General features: G+C 56.7%; 15 protein-coding genes, 1 tRNA gene and 1 pseudogene. 12 read left to right on the plus strand and 5 right to left on the minus strand.

Going from position 1 to position 16,552, the window contains the following annotated elements; all coding sequences use genetic code 11:
- Positions 1-468: 468 nt before the first annotated feature.
- Positions 469-1,473 carry a type IV secretory system conjugative DNA transfer family protein gene (locus So717_RS20885; RefSeq protein ID WP_159980976.1) on the plus strand — a complete coding sequence of 335 codons (1,005 nt, stop codon included), beginning with the start codon at positions 469-471 and terminating at the stop codon, positions 1,471-1,473.
- 37 nt (positions 1,474-1,510) lie between these two features.
- On the opposite strand, the gene So717_RS20890 is transcribed toward So717_RS20885, so the two are convergent.
- Positions 1,511-1,693: a hypothetical protein gene (locus So717_RS20890; RefSeq protein WP_159980978.1), complete on the minus strand. Its 183-nt coding sequence runs from the start codon at positions 1,691-1,693 to the stop codon at positions 1,511-1,513.
- A gap of 250 nt (positions 1,694-1,943) precedes the next feature.
- Here So717_RS20890 and So717_RS20895 point away from each other — a divergent pair, with 250 nt between their 5' ends.
- The 4 genes from So717_RS20895 (at position 1,944) to So717_RS20910 (ending at position 5,017) form a co-directional block, all read left to right on the plus strand.
- Positions 1,944-2,306: a hypothetical protein gene (locus So717_RS20895; protein WP_159980980.1), complete on the plus strand. Its 363-nt coding sequence runs from the start codon at positions 1,944-1,946 to the stop codon at positions 2,304-2,306.
- A 530-nt stretch (positions 2,307-2,836) separates the two neighbouring features.
- The gene (locus So717_RS20900; RefSeq protein WP_238841156.1) at positions 2,837-3,364 is read left to right on the plus strand and encodes a hypothetical protein; all 528 of its coding nucleotides are present in this window, start codon (positions 2,837-2,839) and stop codon (positions 3,362-3,364) included.
- An 82-nt stretch (positions 3,365-3,446) separates the two neighbouring features.
- Positions 3,447-3,767, plus strand: coding sequence for a hypothetical protein (locus So717_RS20905; RefSeq protein ID WP_159980984.1), 321 nt, complete (start codon positions 3,447-3,449; stop codon positions 3,765-3,767).
- A 95-nt stretch (positions 3,768-3,862) separates the two neighbouring features.
- On the plus strand, positions 3,863-5,017 hold the full coding sequence (locus So717_RS20910; protein WP_202981927.1) for a type IV secretory system conjugative DNA transfer family protein: 1,155 nt from the start codon (positions 3,863-3,865) through the stop codon (positions 5,015-5,017).
- Positions 5,018-5,125: 108 nt separating this feature from the next.
- Here the strand turns inward: So717_RS20910 and So717_RS20915 are convergent, their stop codons facing one another.
- Both So717_RS20915 and So717_RS20920 read right to left on the minus strand, forming a co-directional pair.
- A complete protein-coding gene (locus So717_RS20915; protein WP_159980988.1) occupies positions 5,126-7,207 on the minus strand; it encodes an AAA family ATPase in 2,082 nt (693 codons plus the stop codon).
- 327 nt (positions 7,208-7,534) lie between these two features.
- The gene (locus So717_RS20920; protein ID WP_238841158.1) at positions 7,535-8,278 is read right to left on the minus strand and encodes a hypothetical protein; all 744 of its coding nucleotides are present in this window, start codon (positions 8,276-8,278) and stop codon (positions 7,535-7,537) included.
- A 263-nt stretch (positions 8,279-8,541) separates the two neighbouring features.
- On the opposite strand from So717_RS20920, the gene So717_RS20925 reads away from it, so the two are divergent.
- Both So717_RS20925 and So717_RS22460 read left to right on the plus strand, forming a co-directional pair.
- A complete protein-coding gene (locus tag So717_RS20925; RefSeq protein WP_159980992.1) occupies positions 8,542-8,847 on the plus strand; it encodes a hypothetical protein in 306 nt (101 codons plus the stop codon).
- Positions 8,835-9,857, plus strand: a pseudogene (locus So717_RS22460) (recombinase family protein); the annotation flags it as partial. The gene So717_RS20925 and the pseudogene So717_RS22460, both read left to right, overlap by 13 nt.
- Before the next feature lie 506 nt (positions 9,858-10,363).
- Here the strand turns inward: So717_RS22460 and So717_RS20935 are convergent.
- Both So717_RS20935 and So717_RS20940 read right to left on the minus strand, forming a co-directional pair.
- Positions 10,364-10,449: transfer RNA gene (locus So717_RS20935), tRNA-Leu, on the minus strand.
- Between the two features lie 278 nt (positions 10,450-10,727).
- Positions 10,728-11,750, minus strand: a complete 1,023-nt coding sequence (locus tag So717_RS20940) for a LacI family DNA-binding transcriptional regulator (protein WP_159980994.1) — start codon at positions 11,748-11,750, stop codon at positions 10,728-10,730.
- 84 nt (positions 11,751-11,834) lie between these two features.
- Between So717_RS20940 and So717_RS20945 the strand changes: the two genes are divergently transcribed.
- The 5 genes from So717_RS20945 (at position 11,835) to So717_RS20965 (ending at position 16,509) form a co-directional block, all read left to right on the plus strand.
- On the plus strand, positions 11,835-12,812 hold the full coding sequence (locus So717_RS20945) for a tripartite tricarboxylate transporter substrate binding protein (protein WP_238841160.1): 978 nt from the start codon (positions 11,835-11,837) through the stop codon (positions 12,810-12,812).
- Positions 12,813-12,878: 66 nt separating this feature from the next.
- Positions 12,879-13,337: a tripartite tricarboxylate transporter TctB family protein gene (locus So717_RS20950; protein ID WP_159980996.1), complete on the plus strand. Its 459-nt coding sequence runs from the start codon at positions 12,879-12,881 to the stop codon at positions 13,335-13,337.
- Positions 13,338-13,346: 9 nt separating this feature from the next.
- Entirely contained in the window at positions 13,347-14,834 is a 1,488-nt protein-coding gene (locus So717_RS20955) for a tripartite tricarboxylate transporter permease (RefSeq protein ID WP_159980998.1), read from the plus strand.
- A complete protein-coding gene (locus So717_RS20960; RefSeq protein WP_159981000.1) occupies positions 14,831-15,658 on the plus strand; it encodes a sulfite exporter TauE/SafE family protein in 828 nt (275 codons plus the stop codon). Before So717_RS20955 ends, So717_RS20960 begins: the two co-directional genes overlap by 4 nt.
- Positions 15,655-16,509, plus strand: coding sequence for an alpha/beta fold hydrolase (locus tag So717_RS20965; protein ID WP_159981003.1), 855 nt, complete (start codon positions 15,655-15,657; stop codon positions 16,507-16,509). Before So717_RS20960 ends, So717_RS20965 begins: the two co-directional genes overlap by 4 nt.
- Positions 16,510-16,552 lie beyond the last annotated feature (43 nt).

The raw sequence follows: 16,552 nt of genomic DNA on the forward strand, positions 1-16,552 counted from the left end.
GATCACGGCGCGTGCGTAACCCCAACAAGGCCACGGCCCGCGTGCCGATCAACAGGCCGGATACATATGAGCGACTTCCGAGAACATGCGAAGAAATCAATTGCGAACAGTAGCCGGTACATACATTGGGCCGTGTCTTGCTCAACGTGTCCCTATCCACTGGTCCTCTGCCCAGGCTTCGACAGTCCGCAGGAATTCGGCGCGGATGGCGGGCTCCTGCTGGCGCTGAGTGTCATCTTCCAGCGCTGGAAGGACTGAAACCATGGCGCATTCATTCGAGAACGCGGCATATCCTTTCGGCTCGTCTCATCTCGCGGAGGAGGCTGAGCTGGAAGCGGCGGGCATGTTCGAGTGGACCCCCGGCTCGATCTATTGCGGTAAGGCCTATGGGCGCAGGCTCTGGGTGGACTTCGCGGGGGGCTATGTGCTCACCGCGGGCGCGCGCAGCGGTAAGCTGCGGGATATCAGATGCATATCTCCGGCATCGCGGAATGCGTCAGCGTCGAAGCTGAAATCCACGACGCCAAACAAGCCGACAGCCGCAGCTTCAATGACATCATTGGCGAGCTTCAGGCAGCACTTGGGGCGCTCTCAGATGATCTTTTGCGGGAATCCCTGTCGGGACCCTTCGACTTCGGGATGGAAGACCTCTGCGAGACGGATCAAGCCTACCAGCTTTACCTCATGTGCCCCGAGGCGATGGTCAAACCTTGGTCAGCTATCGTGAAAGCCATCCTTGCCAGCGCGAAGACGCTCAAAGGTCGCGCGCCTGATGCGCCACGCCAGACGTGGGTCATTGATGAGGCCGGCCGCCTGTTCGGCTATGAGCAGATCGTGCGCCTCTTCACAGACGGCGCCGGTATAGGCTGTAGGCCTCTGGTGATCTTCCAGGACTTTTTGCAGGCCAACCGGCTGACACAAGATGGCGCACAACTCATCGCCTCCAGTGCGGCGGTGCAAATCTTCTTCGGCGTGCGCGACCACGTAACCGCACAGCGTGTCAGCAATCTGCTCGGGTTCGAAACATTGGAATATGACGAGCCGCTGGTGCAATCGCGGGCGCAAACGCAGCGCACCAGCCTTCTGAGTTCACTCTTCAGCGGTGGAGATCCCCTCAAGATCGCCGTCAAGCTTGCCGGGATCGCCTATGAAATGCGGCATAAGGTCAAAGTCAAACGCGCCATCCGCACGCCTGACGAAGTGCGCTACGGCCCGGAGGATGCGCTCTATCTCTTCGCAGATGGTCTCTCAGGTGGCGTGATCGGCTCGCGCATGCCCTATTGGGATGATCCGATGATGACAGGTCGCTTCCTGCCGAACCCGTATCATCCACCATATGACAAGGTGCGTGTCACAACCCGCTGGGGCACGCGCTGGCGGCGGGTGGTCAAAGAACCCGTTCCGGAGGCGTTTGCCGATTATCCGCAGTATCGGAGCGGCAGCTGGACCTATGTGGAGGGCTGCAGCCAATGACGGAGCACGAACCGATCTTCACGACAATCTCCTATTCCTACCGAATGCGTGGAGAGCTGACCGCCTGACCGGCACGCACAGCGTCACCATCAAACGCAATGAACGTGAAGCACTCATCTGCCTGCACCGCGATCAAGAACAGCGCGACCGTCTGATCCTGGCGCAAATGACAGAGCGCAAAGACCTCCAAACCCGCGCCCGCACCATTCGTGACAGGCATAAAATCGAACGCCAGCACCTCGCCAAAACCATCGCAACATACCTCAAACGACCAAAGCCCAACATCTCCGGCCCCGATCAGGCATTGAGGCGGCGCAACCGCTCACCCGGATTGAACTTTGATCGGTGATGGATTGCTTCGGCGTTTTTTTGCCGGAAATCCGCTTCGGTTGCGCTATCGGGCAAAACGGCTTTGATGCCGCAATCACAACTGCATAGCGTGTGATGTACTGGTTTAGAGCGGTTAGTTCATGCGATTTTCAAGATCACAATTTGAGGCAATTGAAGAGCTTGAAGCGAAGCGGGCACTTGAAGATGGCCTGTACGCATTCGAGCGTGACCTTGTCGCTGAAGACCCTGTTTTGCATCAGCAGGTTACTGCTTACCGAATGTCTGGTGATTGGCGGATATGGCATCGGATCGTGACGCTGACGGATAAGGGCGTGTATCAGCGTGGCCTTTTTGCGCTTTGTTTGCAAAGCGGCATCGACATCACGACGGATCAGAACTTCGCCTATATTATGGAGAACCCTGCTTTGAGCGGTAACACCAAAGCCCGCCATGTCATATTGATGGCCATGGCCTTTCATCGGAGGTCAGAGACAACGGAATGAGCGGATATGCGATCATGGCCCCGGCGGCGGCCGGTGGCCCTCCCGGTTGGGTCGTTTGGGCGGTTGGCGGCACCATTATTACTGTTGGAACAGTGCTCTTGGGCAATGAAGTCTATCAAGCAACGCGCTCGGATGCAGAGACGGTCCCAGAAACACGGGCTGTTACGAGAACCGATACCTGCGTGTCTGGTAATTGCCCCAGGCCATATTCTGTGCGGGTTCATGCTCAAGGTCGAGACTGTGGGGGAACGACGAGGAGTACAATCGGCGCAGCACCCCTGGTCAATAACGGATCACCAATTGCAGTTGCTGCTGCGCTTGGTTTGTCGCAAACGACATGGGCAATGCTGAACCGTCGTCAACGTAACGTGCGCACACAAGCGAAAGCACGGCTGGAGAGCTGGATTGCAGCGCGTCCTCCGGCTGGCTATCTCGGCGAAAAGACATTTCCAGCATCTGATCCGAGTGGTGGAAAACGCTATGATGTTGACAGCTACGGCCCCTCCCCAAACTTTATCGCGTAGGTTTCGATGGCACCTCCAAGTTACACGCTTGCTGATATTCGCGCGCACTCTTCTTTTCCGTTTCGAAACTGGCGGACCGAAGATTTTGAATTTCTGATGCTCGAACTCTATTGGGCTGAACGTGTCCGATCAGTACTGGGCGAGGATATGGCGGGCTTTGAACCGCTTTACGATACAGAGCGTGACGGAAACCCAATTTTGAGTGTGACGCATGCCGGTTCTCTGCGCGGCCTTCGCGTGGTGGTGAATGAAAACGATGATGCAAAGCCGCTGTATCCTGAGGCCACCGGGCCGGATGCCTTTTATCCACTTTACGCGTTTTTGAATGACGGTCGCCTACCGGACGGCGAAACGCCCGTGAACGAGCTGGTTCTGCTGGTGTCGTTGGATGAGCGCATGTCAGAGCAGATTGATGCATTTATCCGATGGCACTGCATCGAAGAAAAATCCGTCGATGAAATGGAAGCACTTTTTCTGAGATATGAGACCGACTTTGGGCAGATCGATCCTGATACGGCGTTTCCCGACCAGTGACGCGTGGAGTGCGTTCGCTGTACGCTCTGGGGTATGCTCCTCGTTTTATGTGCCACAAGGTAGTACGGTTGCCAACCAACCCGTGAAGGCTTGGCTCGACAACTGCGATGGCAATTTGCGCGCGATTGTCGTTCTATTTGACGCCTCTCGTGAGATTGGGCTTTGGGTCGAACCGCGCGTACGGCGTCGTGGTATTGGCGGACTATTTTTTCAAAATATTGTTGCGCAGCAGAATGATGCGCCTCTGTTTGGATTTGTCGAGGATAGCAACTCCACTGGTAAGGCGATGAGCCTTATTTTGCAGCGATCTGGCTTCTCGCAATATGTATCAGGGCGGAATCATGTCGTTTGGCGCAGCCGGTCGCAAGAAACGACCGTGAGGTTTTCACCAACCATCCCATAAAACCACCCCCAATCACCCCCTGAACACCCGCGCGGGGTGTGGGTGTGATGGGCGATGACACGAGCACGTTGAACTCAATCAGAGGAGATGTGTTTGTGAAACGTGTTTCGAAGAAGAATGGGCGGGATGGGTCCCGCTGGATTTGGGGTGCCGGGATTGGCGCGGCGACGGTGGTCGCAATGACGGCAGGCGGTGCAGCGGCGCAGGGGTTGTTCGACTTCAATCCCTATCACTACGATTCCAACGGTCAGTATCGGGCCTGGATGACTGTTTCGCGGGTGACGCTGATGGCTGGCGCAACCGGCGTTGGCTTTGCCATAGGGTGGCTGTTCTCCCCAGCGGGGAAAGAATTGCGGGCCGTTTTGATGGCGCTGGCTTTGATCTTCGCCAGCCTGATTGCCGCGATCAATAGTGGGCCTGTCGGGTGGAGCGCAGCAGCGCTTCTGGCCGTGATCGGCTTTGCCTATGGCGTGGGCTATTACATCGGTCAGGCGTTGCGGGGTCTGGGCACAACGCCCACCACCTTTGGCTCGGCGCAATGGGCCAGCGTGCCGCATCTGGCCGAACAAAAGCTCCTGGGCCGCAATGGTATCCGGCTGGGCACCGTCTCCTATGAAGGGAACCATGTTCCGTTCTGCTATAGCGGCGACCGGCATCTTTTCACCTACGCACCCACGCGCACAGGCAAAGGGGTGTCGCATATCGTGCCGAACCTGCTCAGTCACAAAGGTTCGGTGCTGGTGATTGATGTGAAGGGCGAGAACTGCCTGATCACAGCCAAAGCCCGCCAAGACATGGGCCAGGAGGTCATGGCGATTGACCCGTGGGATATCGCCGCCACCCAGGCCGGAGTGACACCCGCGCGGTTCAACCCGCTGGATTGGGTGCATGTAAACGACCCGGATGCACCGGAGAATGCGATGCTGCTGGCCGATGCTTTGGTGCAAAAGCACGACAAGGGAGAACCCTTCTGGCAGGAGGAGGCCAAGGCGCTGATCCAGGGCCTGATCCTGCTGGTGGCCTTTGACGCCACCTATGAGGACAAGCGCAACCTGGGCACGGTACCCGATGCTTGGACAGCGGTTGGAACTGCCGATGCGTTTTTTGAAGATATCGACGCGCTCTTGTCCGGGACAGCCAACCGCCCAGAAGACTTTCAAACGCAAGCTGCAAAACAGTGGGCGGCGCTCAAGGCAACCAATGACAAGATCCTCAAACGGTTGGGATGGATCGGCGACCAAAAAGAGTGAACCATAATCCTATACCTCACCGAAGGTCGGTGTCCGCAGAAAGCGCAGACTGCAAAGTTGATCGAATAGCTTAGCCCTGTCGTTAGACCTGTCAAAGAGCACGATTTCTTAGCTATCAATTACCATTTGGAGCACCGTTTTCATATTATCAGGTTTGAACTGCTCTTCGCGCATACGGCTAACAATCAGGTTTCTCAGTGTTTCATAGCTGTAACCATACCTTCCAGCGAGACGTCTTATAATGTTTCGTCCCCGAAACTCCTTGAGCCAGCGACCATCTGCTAAGGAAGCGTTCAAGTCTCTTTGGATTCTCAGAAATTGTTCGTTAATTTTTTCCGACGTAAGCTCTTGTTCCACTGCTTCAGATATCTTTATAAATGATCTTTGGACAGCACTAGCCAAGCCGGTCGCAACTGGAATGGACGGAGAATAACCGTATGAAACGGATCCTAAAATCCGACTATTAATATAGCGCTCAAGCTTTATTCGTGCCAGCTCATCTACAGTCTCAGCCGCCGCTTCCTCCATATGTTCTTGTACTTCCGCCTCAGAAGCTATTGCTGTTCCCATCGAAAGCCCTCGGAGTGCCCCGAGAATAAATCTTGGATGCAGTAAGAAATTCTCAATGTGATATACATCCCAAGAATATCTGTTAGTCTCTGGCGCTATTTCAGCCCCATCAAAATCCCGGTCAACTATGGAGTAGAACCTTGCATCAATCCCACCACTTAAAGATGCTTGGTTCAATACTCGATGAGCGGCTTGAACGTTTGACTTACTACCACCAGAGATAAGGTTCACTTTCTCGGCTAGCTCTGGAAAAAGCTCAGTAATTATACGGGCATCGGTATCCGAATCTTCGCCCTCCAAAAGAAGTATTTTTGAACGTGGGCTGTAGGCTGCGAGGTCGCCGACCAAACTAATAATAGCTGTTTCGACCTCAGCCGATGCATCAACCACCTCCACCTGATTTCGGGTCGAATCCGAGCTTGTCGGAGGTTGCATGTGAAAAACATTGTATGACGGCTCCTGCACCGCTTCTCTAAGAATTGCATCCGAGTGAGTTACGAGCCATATTTGGTTACCAAGGGCTTCTCCTAAGTGTTTTTGGTAGAAGCGAGGTAGCCCACGTGCAAGTCTTGGGTTGAGATGTAGCTCCGGCTCATCCAACAGAATGATTGAGTTTTTAGGAGCACTATTTCTGAGTCTCAAGTAGCCAAGAAGAACCTCTTTTTCCCCCGAACTTAGCTCGTTTATATCGTGTGTCTTACCATTCTCAAGCTCAACCGGAAACTCCAACCCACCTTCCGGTGTGGGCAGGACACCTAAAAATTTTTTCCCCGGGAAAAAAATTGAAAATAACTCATCCAAAGTTGCTTGAAGAGTATTTTGCTCAGAAATTGGTATACCAGCCTTCTCCGTCAAAAGCTCTTTGATATATGATTGAGCCATCTCAGTCTTAATGCCTGTATACTTGCTCTGAGTGTTATAGAGCGAACTTTGCGCCGCTCTCTTCTGTGATGATTCTCGGATTTGAAGACTCAGGTTTTGGATATTTTCGCGTCCGTAAATGCGTGAAGGTGATTGATAATCAATAACTCCTAGCAGCCCAGGCTGGTAAAGTGAAAATACTAGTTCGAGCAATGGCTCACCCATCACTGCAGGTGTATCTCCCGGGGTCATCGTTAGCTTGGCGAGATGGAATTCTTTGTCTAAACAATTGATCAGATTTTTCGCTAGCTCGCGCGCTTGCTCCTCGACTATTCTTGAATCCGCCTGTTTTGTCCTTGGATCACGAATATGAGTATCACCACTTCTGGATCTTCCCCTAATTAAATCTGACCACTTTAGTTTTCGAAAGATCTCGAATGCATTTTCTCTCAGGTACCTATCTTCTGCTTTGCTAATCTGGAATTCAGCTGCGACTTTTAGCGGTTTGTTTGGGTCGTTGAATATACGTATTGCATCAGATTGCAATTTGTTGGTGTCAATCTGAAATTCGTTAAACCAACTCGAAAATTCGTTGACTTCATATTGGCCATAGGCAGATTTTAGAAAGCGAATTGCATCGAAAATACTGGACTTGCCGCAACCATTCGGGCCAGCAATGACCACTGCGTCTGATAGATCAACCAAGTGGGCGGAGTTGATTGCTCGGAAATTCTCTATTGTGATCGATCTAATACGCATAAAAGCAGCACCTGTTCATACTCATTTGTGGATTTTACGAGTGCACATTGTCGGAACATTTGTATAGCTTAGAAGCAGAGAAGCAAGACAAAGGCTCTCCCAATAGTATCGCAAAGGAGGCCCGAGTTCCGCTCAGCGTTGAGCTCGGTGCTATTTTAGTATCTAGACTGAGATCCTGACATCTTCTTTTCGATAGGTTGCTAGTTGTATTGTGCAAATCTTGCGACGTTTAGGTCTCCTCCCGGACATCGGATCTGGAGGTACACTACCCATCAAAAATCGATGTCCGTTTGGGATTTTCTGCGGCTGGTGTAAGACAGTGATCGTCTACAGCCTCACTTGCATCGTTACTTGCATGGCCGCCACTCGGTGGTCTCTGGCGTAGAACATGAGACCTGCTTGGTCTGGGGTTGGTTTTTGGCCGAAACACAGGACAAATGCAAAGCCATGCTGGCCCGTTTGATCGTGTTCCATGAGCGGGATAGGCGTACCATCTTTTGCGCAAGGGAGCCTTGTCTTACCGGTGCCAACGTGCGCGACAAGTGTGGATTCGGTCTCACCGATTCCCAACGGATGCCATTTCCCCTGATATTCTTCAAAAGCCACGACATAGGCTGGCTCTGGAGTGGTGAGTTCAAAGAGGTATTCCTGGCTCAACTGGAACACAGGAATGCCATTTTGGTGGGGTTTTCGGCTGGCTAGTCCGAAGCCACCCGTGGGAACAACGGCCAGCCCGCCTTTCACGCTATGGGTTTCAAGGAATACATCCCAAGCGGATCGGCGCGGATATTTGAACAGTCTTGGGGCTTGGCTCTGGGCAAAAGCAAAGTGGTTCTGCGCCAGCCACTCATGGATATTGCGCATTTTGCGGCGGTCATAGACGCCACGCTTGATGTTTGTGTAGGGATCAAGGCTTGGAGTCAGCGGTACGCTCTGAGCCTCTTCAAACAGATCATCGAACCGTCCGCCAAGTTGTTTGTGCAGTTTACGCAGGACTTGATAGAGCTTCCTCGTCGGTGCGTTGCGCTCCGCTGCTGATAGATTGAGCCAATCTAGTTCTGTCTTTGTCATGTTTCTGAGCGATACAAATGTATGGCTGAAGGGCAAGGGTCTTTGGGTGATTTCCACCCGCAATCACCCCCTAAACACCCGGCATAGCGTTGGTGTGGCATGCTACCTTTCCCGCAAGCCTAGGAAAATATTCACAAATCTTCCTTGCGCTGATGCGGAAGATGTGCGACTATGTTCTATATTTGTTCTTTTTGCGCGCCCGAATTCGGACAACGCCAATCGAACCACATTTTCCCAAAATCTATAGAAGAAAGGAGCGCCCCATGCCCGCGCCAACCAACAGCTGTGATGATTTGCCATCACGACCAACCTTAAGCATCGACTGGGACGTCTATGCCGTCATGCTCGAAGAGAGCGATATGCCCCTGGACCAACAAAAGGAGCTGATCGAACCCCTTTGGTCCATTGCCGTGATGTTTGTCGATCTTGGTTTTGACCTCGATCCCGTGAACCAAATCTGTGGAGAACCGGATGATCCGTTGTCCGACGATCCGCCTGATCTGCTATACTTGCTAGAACAAGACACCACCCATCAAGACAGACACGAGGAGGCCCCATGGACGGACTAGTAAACACCAAACCCACCAAGGCGGTGATCTATTGCCGTGTCAGTTCTAAAGCGCAGGAAGTCACCGGGCATGGGCTTGAGAGCCAGGAGACCCGGTGCCGTCAATATGCGCAGGCCAAGGGCTATGACGTTGCTGCGGTCTTTCCCGACACGATTACTGGCGAGGGAGATTTCATGAAGCGCCCTGGCATGGTTGCCTTGTTGTCGTTTCTCGATTCGCAGCCTGACGAGCGGTATGTCGTGATCTTCGATGACCTCAAGCGTTTTGCCCGTGATCGTGATTTCCACTTCCGCCTGCGTGATGCGTTTCGCCAACGCGATGCGTCGGTGGAATGTTTGAACTTCACCTTTGAAGATACACCCGAGGGGGAATTCATCGAAACGATCCTGGCTGCCCAAGGCCAGCTGGAGCGGAAACAGAACGGACGCCAAGTCGCGCAAAAGATGAAAGCGCGGATGCAAAATGGCTATTGGATACACAACGCGCCCATCGGCTATCGCTACCAAACCCAGAAAGGCCGGGGCAAAGTGCTGATCCCGAACCCGCCATTGGACAGCATCGTAAAGGAGGGGATTGAAGGGTTTGCCTCGGGCCGCTTTGCGACACAAGCGGAGGTTATGCGCTTCTTTGACAGCTTCCCTGAGTTTCCGCGCAACCGCCACGGGCAAGTCGTGCAACAGCGTGTCGCGGATGTTCTAACCCGACCAATTTATGCCGGGTACATCTGCTCGGAGCGCTACGGCTTGAACTGGCTGAAAGCGCAACATGAGCCACTGATATCGCTGGAGACCTACGACAAAGTGCAAAAGCGTCGTGAAGGCGCTGCCTATGCTCCAAGGCGATCCAATATTGGGGATGATTTCGCCTTACGCGGCATTGCGACTTGCGCGTGTTGTGACGCGCCCCTGCGCTCCTCCTGGAGCAAGGGCCTGACAAAATACTATGCCTATTACCTCTGCCAGACCAAAGGTTGCAAAGCCTACGGCAAGTCGATTCCACGCGACAAAATCGAAGGAGAGGTCGGCGAGATCGTGAAGGCGCTCACACCAACGCAAAGTCTAATCACGCTCACCACGCAGATGTTTAAAGACGCCTGGGCCATGCGCAGCGACCAAGCCAAGGCGAATATCGCTGCTGGTAAACGTCGTCTTGCATCCATTGAGCGGGAGATTGAGCAAGTCCTAGCCCGGATCATGGATACGAACAACGACACGGTCATCCGCGCCTATGAAGATAAGCTTGCGAAGCTGGAGCGGGAAAAGGTGAAACAGAGCGATATTCTGGTCAATCAGATGCCGGGCAAGGGTGCCTTCGACAAAAAACTAGAACTCGCGCTGCGATTCCTCGCAAACCCCTGGAAACTCTGGGAAACAGGTCATGTTCAGGCCCGCCGATTGGTGCTGAAACTGGCCTTTGGGGGTCCCATTGCCTACTGCCGAAACGAGGGCGCTAGAACTCCCAAAATATCCATACCATTCAAGATGTTAGGGGGTATTTCGAAAGGTGAATTCTTTTATGGTGCGGATGAGAAGACTCGAACTTCCACGGGTGTTACCCCACAGCGACCTCAACGCTGCGCGTCTACCATTCCGCCACATCCGCACGCTTAGGAAGGTCGCTTGTCTTTAGCCTGCCCGCCTGAGCTTGTGAAGAGCGATTTTGAGCAAAAGCACCTTACGCTCATCTTCCTGGCAATACGGCCCTGATGATTGCTGGGTAGGGTGGCGGTCCGATCCCCAGTAGTGCGCCAAAGCGAGCCGTCGCCTCTATGCGCCAGTCAATCAGTTTGGTCGCCTGGGCGGCGGTAGCGCTATGGCCGCCGTCGCACGCATGGGGAACCGCGCGGCCCACCCGGTTGAGTTGGTCCTTTGCCGGTACGCCTATGTCGTTCCCCCATCGAAGACCCGAAAACCCAGGTCAACCGTTTGCGGCCCTTCGGTGCGTGACCGAAGCAAAAGATCCGCGGCTTTTGCACCCATCTGGAACCTCGGCGTCTCGATGCTCGACAGGGGGATCGGCGTGGCCTTCCCGATATCAAGCCCGTTGAAACCCATCAGACCGAGTTCGCGCGGAACGTCGAGACCAGCGGACAGCGCGTAAAACAACCCACCAAGGGCAAGGTCATCATTTGCATAGAAAATGCAGTCGATCTCCGGATGCTCAGTCAGCAGTGCGATCGTCGCGGCCGCGCCAATGCGGGCGGAGGATCGGTCTTCAAGAATATGGGCCGCGACCAAGGGTGTGCCGTGGTGCTGTAGCTGCTGCTCAAAGGCGAGGCGGCGCGCAAGCGAGCGCTCGGGCCGCTCATTCCACGCGCCGATATAGCCAATGCGGCGATATCCCCTTGCGTGCAGGTGGTCGGCAGCAGCGATGGCCGCGTGGCTGTGTGACACGCCAACCATGGAGCCGATCGGATCGCCTTCGATGTCCATGATCTGCACCACCGGAACATCCATTTGGGCGATCATGCCGCGCACGGCCTCTCCGTGATGTACCCCTGTCAGGATGATGCCCTTGGGTGACCAGGACAGCAGTTCGCGGATAACGCGCACCTCGCGGTCAGGGTCGTATCCGCTCAGCCCCAGGACCGCGTTGAGCCCCTGTTCATCCAGCACGGACTCGATACCGTCTAGCACGGCGGGGAAGACGGCATTGCTCATGGAGGGTAAGACGACAGCCACCAGATTGCTGCTCTGGCTTTTGAGAGCACCGGCCAGGCGGTTCGGCGTGTAGCTGAGCGCATTTGCGGCATCGGTCACCTTGCGGCGCAGCGCATCTGAAATGTTGGGCGCGTTTCGCATCACCCGTGAGACGGAGATCTCCGACACACCGGCGCGGGTGGCCACATCCTTCAACGTTGCGCGGACAGGCCTGGCGGTTTTTGTGGAAGATCCTTCGCTCATACCCAAACTTTAGCCAGAAACACCATTGTTGACAACGTTAACAATTCAATTGACAGCGCTGTTTGTGCCATGACATCGTTACCAATGAGATTTCTTTGGGAGGAAGACATGAAGCTCAGCACTCTTACATCAGCCATGTTTGGCGCTGCATTTGCGGCATCTGCAGCCGTTGCCGACGGCTTTCCGGAGCGGCCGATCAACCTGATTGCGCCGTTCAACGCCGGCGGCGGGACGGACCTCTTGTTGCGCGGGTTGGCGCCGCATTTTGCGGAGGCCATCGGGTCAGACGTCTTTGTGTCCAATATGGCTGGAGGGTCGGGCACGGTTGCGGCCTCGGCTTTACAGGGGCAGCGCCCGGATGGATACCAGATGGCCTATATGTCAGTCACCGTGTCGACGATCCAGCCTCAGATCAAAAACGTGCCCTATGGCGTCGACAGCTGGACGCCGATCTGCTCGGTCGCGGCGTCGCCCACCATGTTGTTCGTGACCGCAGACAGCCCGTTCCAGTCGATGGAGGATGTGGTCAGCGCGGTGAAGGCGGAGCCGGGAAAATATGTCTATGGTTCGTCCGGCCCGGGCGCCATCACGCATCTGACGATGGTCTCGGCCTTTGCAGGGCTTGGCATCATCGATGACATGAAGCACCTGCCGTTCCAGGGGTCTGGTCCGGCGATCAAGGAGCTGACGGCGGGCAACATCCAGTTCTTTGGCGATACGGAAATTCTGATGAAGCGGGGCGACTTCCGCCCTCTGGTTGTGTTCAACAGCGAACGCGTTGAGGGCTTTCCCGATGTGCCAACCGCAACTGAGGTTGGTATCGCGGCGCCGCTGAACGAGCTTTATCTCTGGGGTGGTCTTTTTGCGCCTGCTGGGCTGGAGCCGGATGTGACGGCCAAGCTGGAAGCGGCCTGCGAAGGGGCTGTGGCCTCTGACGGCTTTCAGGAGTTTGCGGCCAATTCCGGCACGGTGATCAACTACCGTGGCGCTGAGGAATTCGACGCATTCTTCCGCGCGCAATACGAATCCAACGCAGCCCTGATCGAAGCGGCAGGCCTCTAACGCCTCCCGGCGGTGGCGCTGGCCCGGATGCCGGGCCGGCCCGCTGCCAATTTGAAAGATGACCTCATGACACGCATCGCCAATGAGCGGGTGGTCGTTCAGCTTGGGCTGCTGATCGTGGCGCTGGCCCTTTATGCCTCGACATTCGCTCAGAGCTTTTCGTCGAGCGATCTGGCGCAATCGCCGATGTTCTTCCCCCGGATCATCCTGGCCCTCTGGATCGGTCTGGCTGTGATCTCCCTCGTGCAGTCCGCCCGCGCCGATGACCAGGCGCAGCCGATTGCAAGCTGGTTGCGGATTGGTGTCGTTCTGGTGGCAACGCTTGTCTACGTGAACCTCATCGGGTCCGAGGGCTTTTTTCTGCCCTCTGTTGTCTTTGCGCTGATCTGTCTGTCTGCGTTCGGCATCCGGCATCCGCTGTTTGTCCCTGTCTTTGCCATCGCGGTGCCGGGGACACTGGTGCTGTTGTTCAATCACGCGCTTGGCATGCCACTGCCGACCTCGCGTTTCACATATCTGTTCTAGGTCGGGCCCATGCTGTCGTCGCTTCCTGATGCCATCGCCATTCTGCTGAGCTTCGAAGGGCTTGTCGTGCTGGTGCTGGGCACGGTTCTGGGGATCATCCTTGGGGCCATGCCGGGCATCGGGTCCACGGTTGCCGTGGCCATCGTTTTGCCCTTCACGCTGACCATGTCACAGGCCCCCGCGATTCTGCTGTTGTTGGCTGTATATGCCGGGTCTGTCTATGGCGGGTCCATCGCCGCGATCCTGATCAACACACCCGGCACGCCGCAATCGGCGGCAACTTGTCTGGATGGCTACCCGATGGCGCAGCGGGGCGAGGCGGGGCTGGCGCTTGGCTGGGCTACCGTGGCGTCTGTTGTCGGCGGTCTGATCTCAGCTGTTGTGCTGATCTTTGCAGCGCCGCAGCTTGCCTCCGTCGCACTGGAGTTCGGCCCGATTGAGACGTTTGCGCTGATACTGCTTGGGATGACCTGTATCGTTTCGGTCTCGACCGGCTCCGTTGTGAAAGGGTTGCTGGCCGGGATGATCGGCATCTTCCTGTCGACTGTGGGCGGTGACCCTATTCTGGGAGAGATGCGCTTTACCTTCGGCAATTGGCAGCTCTTTGCGGGGTTCAACCTGCTTGCGGTTGTCATCGGCGTCTTCGCCCTGTCGGAAGTGTTCATGCGCGCCAGCGTGCACATCAGCAAAGTGTCTGAGCTGGTGGCCTTCAACGGCATCGTGTTGCCCAGTCGGGCGATGTGGCGGGGGCGGCTGCGCAATCTGAGCAAGTCGGTGGTCATAGGAAACCTGATCGGCGTATTGCCGGGCACCGGTGCGGCGACCGCGGCCTTCATCTCCTACGCCGAGGGGCGGAGATCCTCGCCCAACCGCGCCGGTTTCGGCAAAGGCGAACCGGATGGGATTGTCTCTTCCGAGGCGGCGAACAACGCCGTCACCGGGGGCGCGCTGGTCCCGACCATGGCGTTGGGTATTCCGGGGGACGCGATCACCGCCGTGATGCTGGCCACGCTCACCCTGCATGGCATCACCCCGGGGCCCAAACTGGTCGAGGATAACCCGACCCTGATTGCGGCCATCTTCACGGGGTTCTTCATCATCAACCTGTTGTTGCTGCCACTGGGCATGCTGCTGTCGCGGGTGGCGGCCCCCATTCTGCGCGTGCGCGAGGCGTTCATGATGACCGCCATTGTGATCCTCTGTGCTGTGGGCATCTATTTCGTGCGCGGCAACCCGTTTGACCTGCTGGTGATGGGGGGCGCGGGCGTGGTTGGTTTTCTCCTGCGGCGGCAAGGGGTCCCCATGGCCCCGCTGGTGATCGGCATGGTGCTTGGTCCGACGCTGGAGCTCACATTGCGGCAGGGGTTGATCCTGACCGATGGCAACTTCCTTGCCTTTTTCACCGGTCACCCCATCGCCCTCGTGCTGGCGCTGGCGGCATGTGTCGCGCTGATGCTGCCGGTGTGGCGCGCGCTGCGGGCGCGGAGCACAGCGTGAGTGACCTCTCCCTGTGGGCTGTGATTTTGCCGCTCCTGCTGGCTGTCGGCGCGAGTGCCGGAACGCTTGCAGGGCTGCTGGGCGTTGGCGGCGGCATCGTGATCGTCCCGGCACTCTATTGGTTGACCGAAGCCGGGTTGCTGGATGTGGGCGAGAACGTCGCGCTGCATTTTGTGGTGGCGACCTCGCTGGCGACGATCATCCCTACGTCGATCTCATCAGCGCTTGCACATCACCGCAAGGGATCCATCGATCTGCCGCTGTTTCGCGCCTGGGCGCCATGGATGATTGCCGGCGCGCTGCTGGGCGGGTTGCTGGCCGCGCGCGTTGATGCGGCGTTGCTGGCGGCGATCTTTGGGGTGGTCGCGTTGATCGTCGTGGCCAACATGTTGGCCCCAAGGGCGGTGACCCTGGCGGACGCCCCGCCCAAGGGCGCGCTGCCCCGTGCTGCGGTCGCTGCGCCGATTGGGGTGTTTTCTGCCATGATGGGGATCGGTGGCGGCACGTTGTCGGTGCCCATACTGACGCTTCTGTCCGTCCCGGTGCACCGGGCGGTGGGCACCGCCGCGCTCTTCGGGCTGACAATCGCCGTGCCGGGCGTGGTCGGCTATGCAGCGGCAGGGCAGGGCATCGAAGGGCTGCTGCCCTATTCGCTGGGCTACATCAATCTGCCCGCAGCGATCATCATTTCACTCACCACGGTTCTGTTTGCGCCGCTTGGCGTGCGGCTCGCCCACCGGCTGAATGCGCAGCGGTTGCGGTTGGCCTTTGCTCTCTTTCTGGCGATCAGCGGTGCCAAGATGCTGGGCGAGGCCTTGCTGTGACCCTCGCAGAAACCGCAGTTCAGGAAGGGCCTCTGCGCACGGATCGGTTGACGGTGCATCATGTGCGGCGGCAGGCGGGTGGGCCTCAGTCTCCCAGGGTGCTGTTTCTCGGCGGGTCAAACTTCGATTTGCGCCTGAAGCGGACTTTCCTGGACGCGCCTTGGGTGCAGCACTGCGACATCGTCACCTATGAGCCGCGCGGCATCGGGCGGACTGAGCAGCCGGATGGCCCATGGACCATGGTCGACTATGCCGATGATGCGCTGGCCGTGCTGGATGCTGTCGGCTGGGCGACTGCGCATGTCGTGGCCGAGAGCTTTGGCGGCATGACCGCGCTGCATCTGGCCGCGCGGGCACAGCAGCGAGTGACACAGCTGATCATCTCTTCCGCCACGGCCGGCGGGCCGGAGCATGCCTCGTATGACATCGCTGAGTTTCTTGATCTGTCCCGACAGGATGCGGCCCGCGCAGCCCTGTGCCTGCAGGACAGTCGTCAGGAGGACCTTGCCAAGACCGACCCCGATGCCTTTGAACAGATACTAGCCGAGCGGGTTGCTTTTGAGACAGCCTTTGCCGTGCCGTCGATCGCATCGGGCGGCTATGGGCGTCTGCTGACCGCGCGGCGCGGCCATGATTGCACGACGGCCCTCGACGGGATCACAGCCCCCACGACCGTGATTGCGGGCCGCTTCGACAGGCAAGCCTCACCAGCGGCGCAGCGCGCTTTGGCAGAGCGTCTGCCCAATGCGGAACTTCATCTGATGGAGGCGGGCCACGGTATCCTCTTTAGCGCGCCCGAAGCTCTTGATGTAACAGCTCAGGCTCTGGGCGTGGCGCAAAGCGTGCGTTGACGGCAGGTCTGGTTGGCTCTTGTCACGGGTAGAACGTGCAGGG

This window comes from Roseobacter cerasinus, from assembly GCF_009811755.1.
In the GTDB taxonomy this organism is placed as follows: Bacteria; Pseudomonadota; Alphaproteobacteria; order Rhodobacterales; family Rhodobacteraceae; genus Roseobacter; species Roseobacter cerasinus.

Excerpts from the sequence above, each read along its gene's own strand:
- So717_RS20945 (WP_238841160.1), top strand. The coding sequence starts at position 11,835 with ATGAGATTTCTTTGGGAGGAAGACATGAAGCTCAGCACTCTTACATCA.
- So717_RS20950 (WP_159980996.1), top strand. The coding sequence starts at position 12,879 with ATGACACGCATCGCCAATGAGCGGGTGGTCGTTCAGCTTGGGCTGCTG.
- So717_RS20940 (WP_159980994.1), bottom strand. The coding sequence starts at position 11,750 with ATGAGCGAAGGATCTTCCACAAAAACCGCCAGGCCTGTCCGCGCAACG.
- So717_RS20920 (WP_238841158.1), bottom strand. The coding sequence starts at position 8,278 with ATGACAAAGACAGAACTAGATTGGCTCAATCTATCAGCAGCGGAGCGC.
- So717_RS20885 (WP_159980976.1), top strand. The coding sequence starts at position 469 with ATGCATATCTCCGGCATCGCGGAATGCGTCAGCGTCGAAGCTGAAATC.
- So717_RS20955 (WP_159980998.1), top strand. The coding sequence starts at position 13,347 with ATGCTGTCGTCGCTTCCTGATGCCATCGCCATTCTGCTGAGCTTCGAA.
- So717_RS20925 (WP_159980992.1), top strand. The coding sequence starts at position 8,542 with ATGCCCGCGCCAACCAACAGCTGTGATGATTTGCCATCACGACCAACC.
- So717_RS20915 (WP_159980988.1), bottom strand. The coding sequence starts at position 7,207 with ATGCGTATTAGATCGATCACAATAGAGAATTTCCGAGCAATCAACTCC.
- So717_RS20895 (WP_159980980.1), top strand. The coding sequence starts at position 1,944 with ATGCGATTTTCAAGATCACAATTTGAGGCAATTGAAGAGCTTGAAGCG.
- So717_RS20900 (WP_238841156.1), top strand. The coding sequence starts at position 2,837 with ATGGCACCTCCAAGTTACACGCTTGCTGATATTCGCGCGCACTCTTCT.
- So717_RS20890 (WP_159980978.1), bottom strand. The coding sequence starts at position 1,693 with ATGCCTGTCACGAATGGTGCGGGCGCGGGTTTGGAGGTCTTTGCGCTC.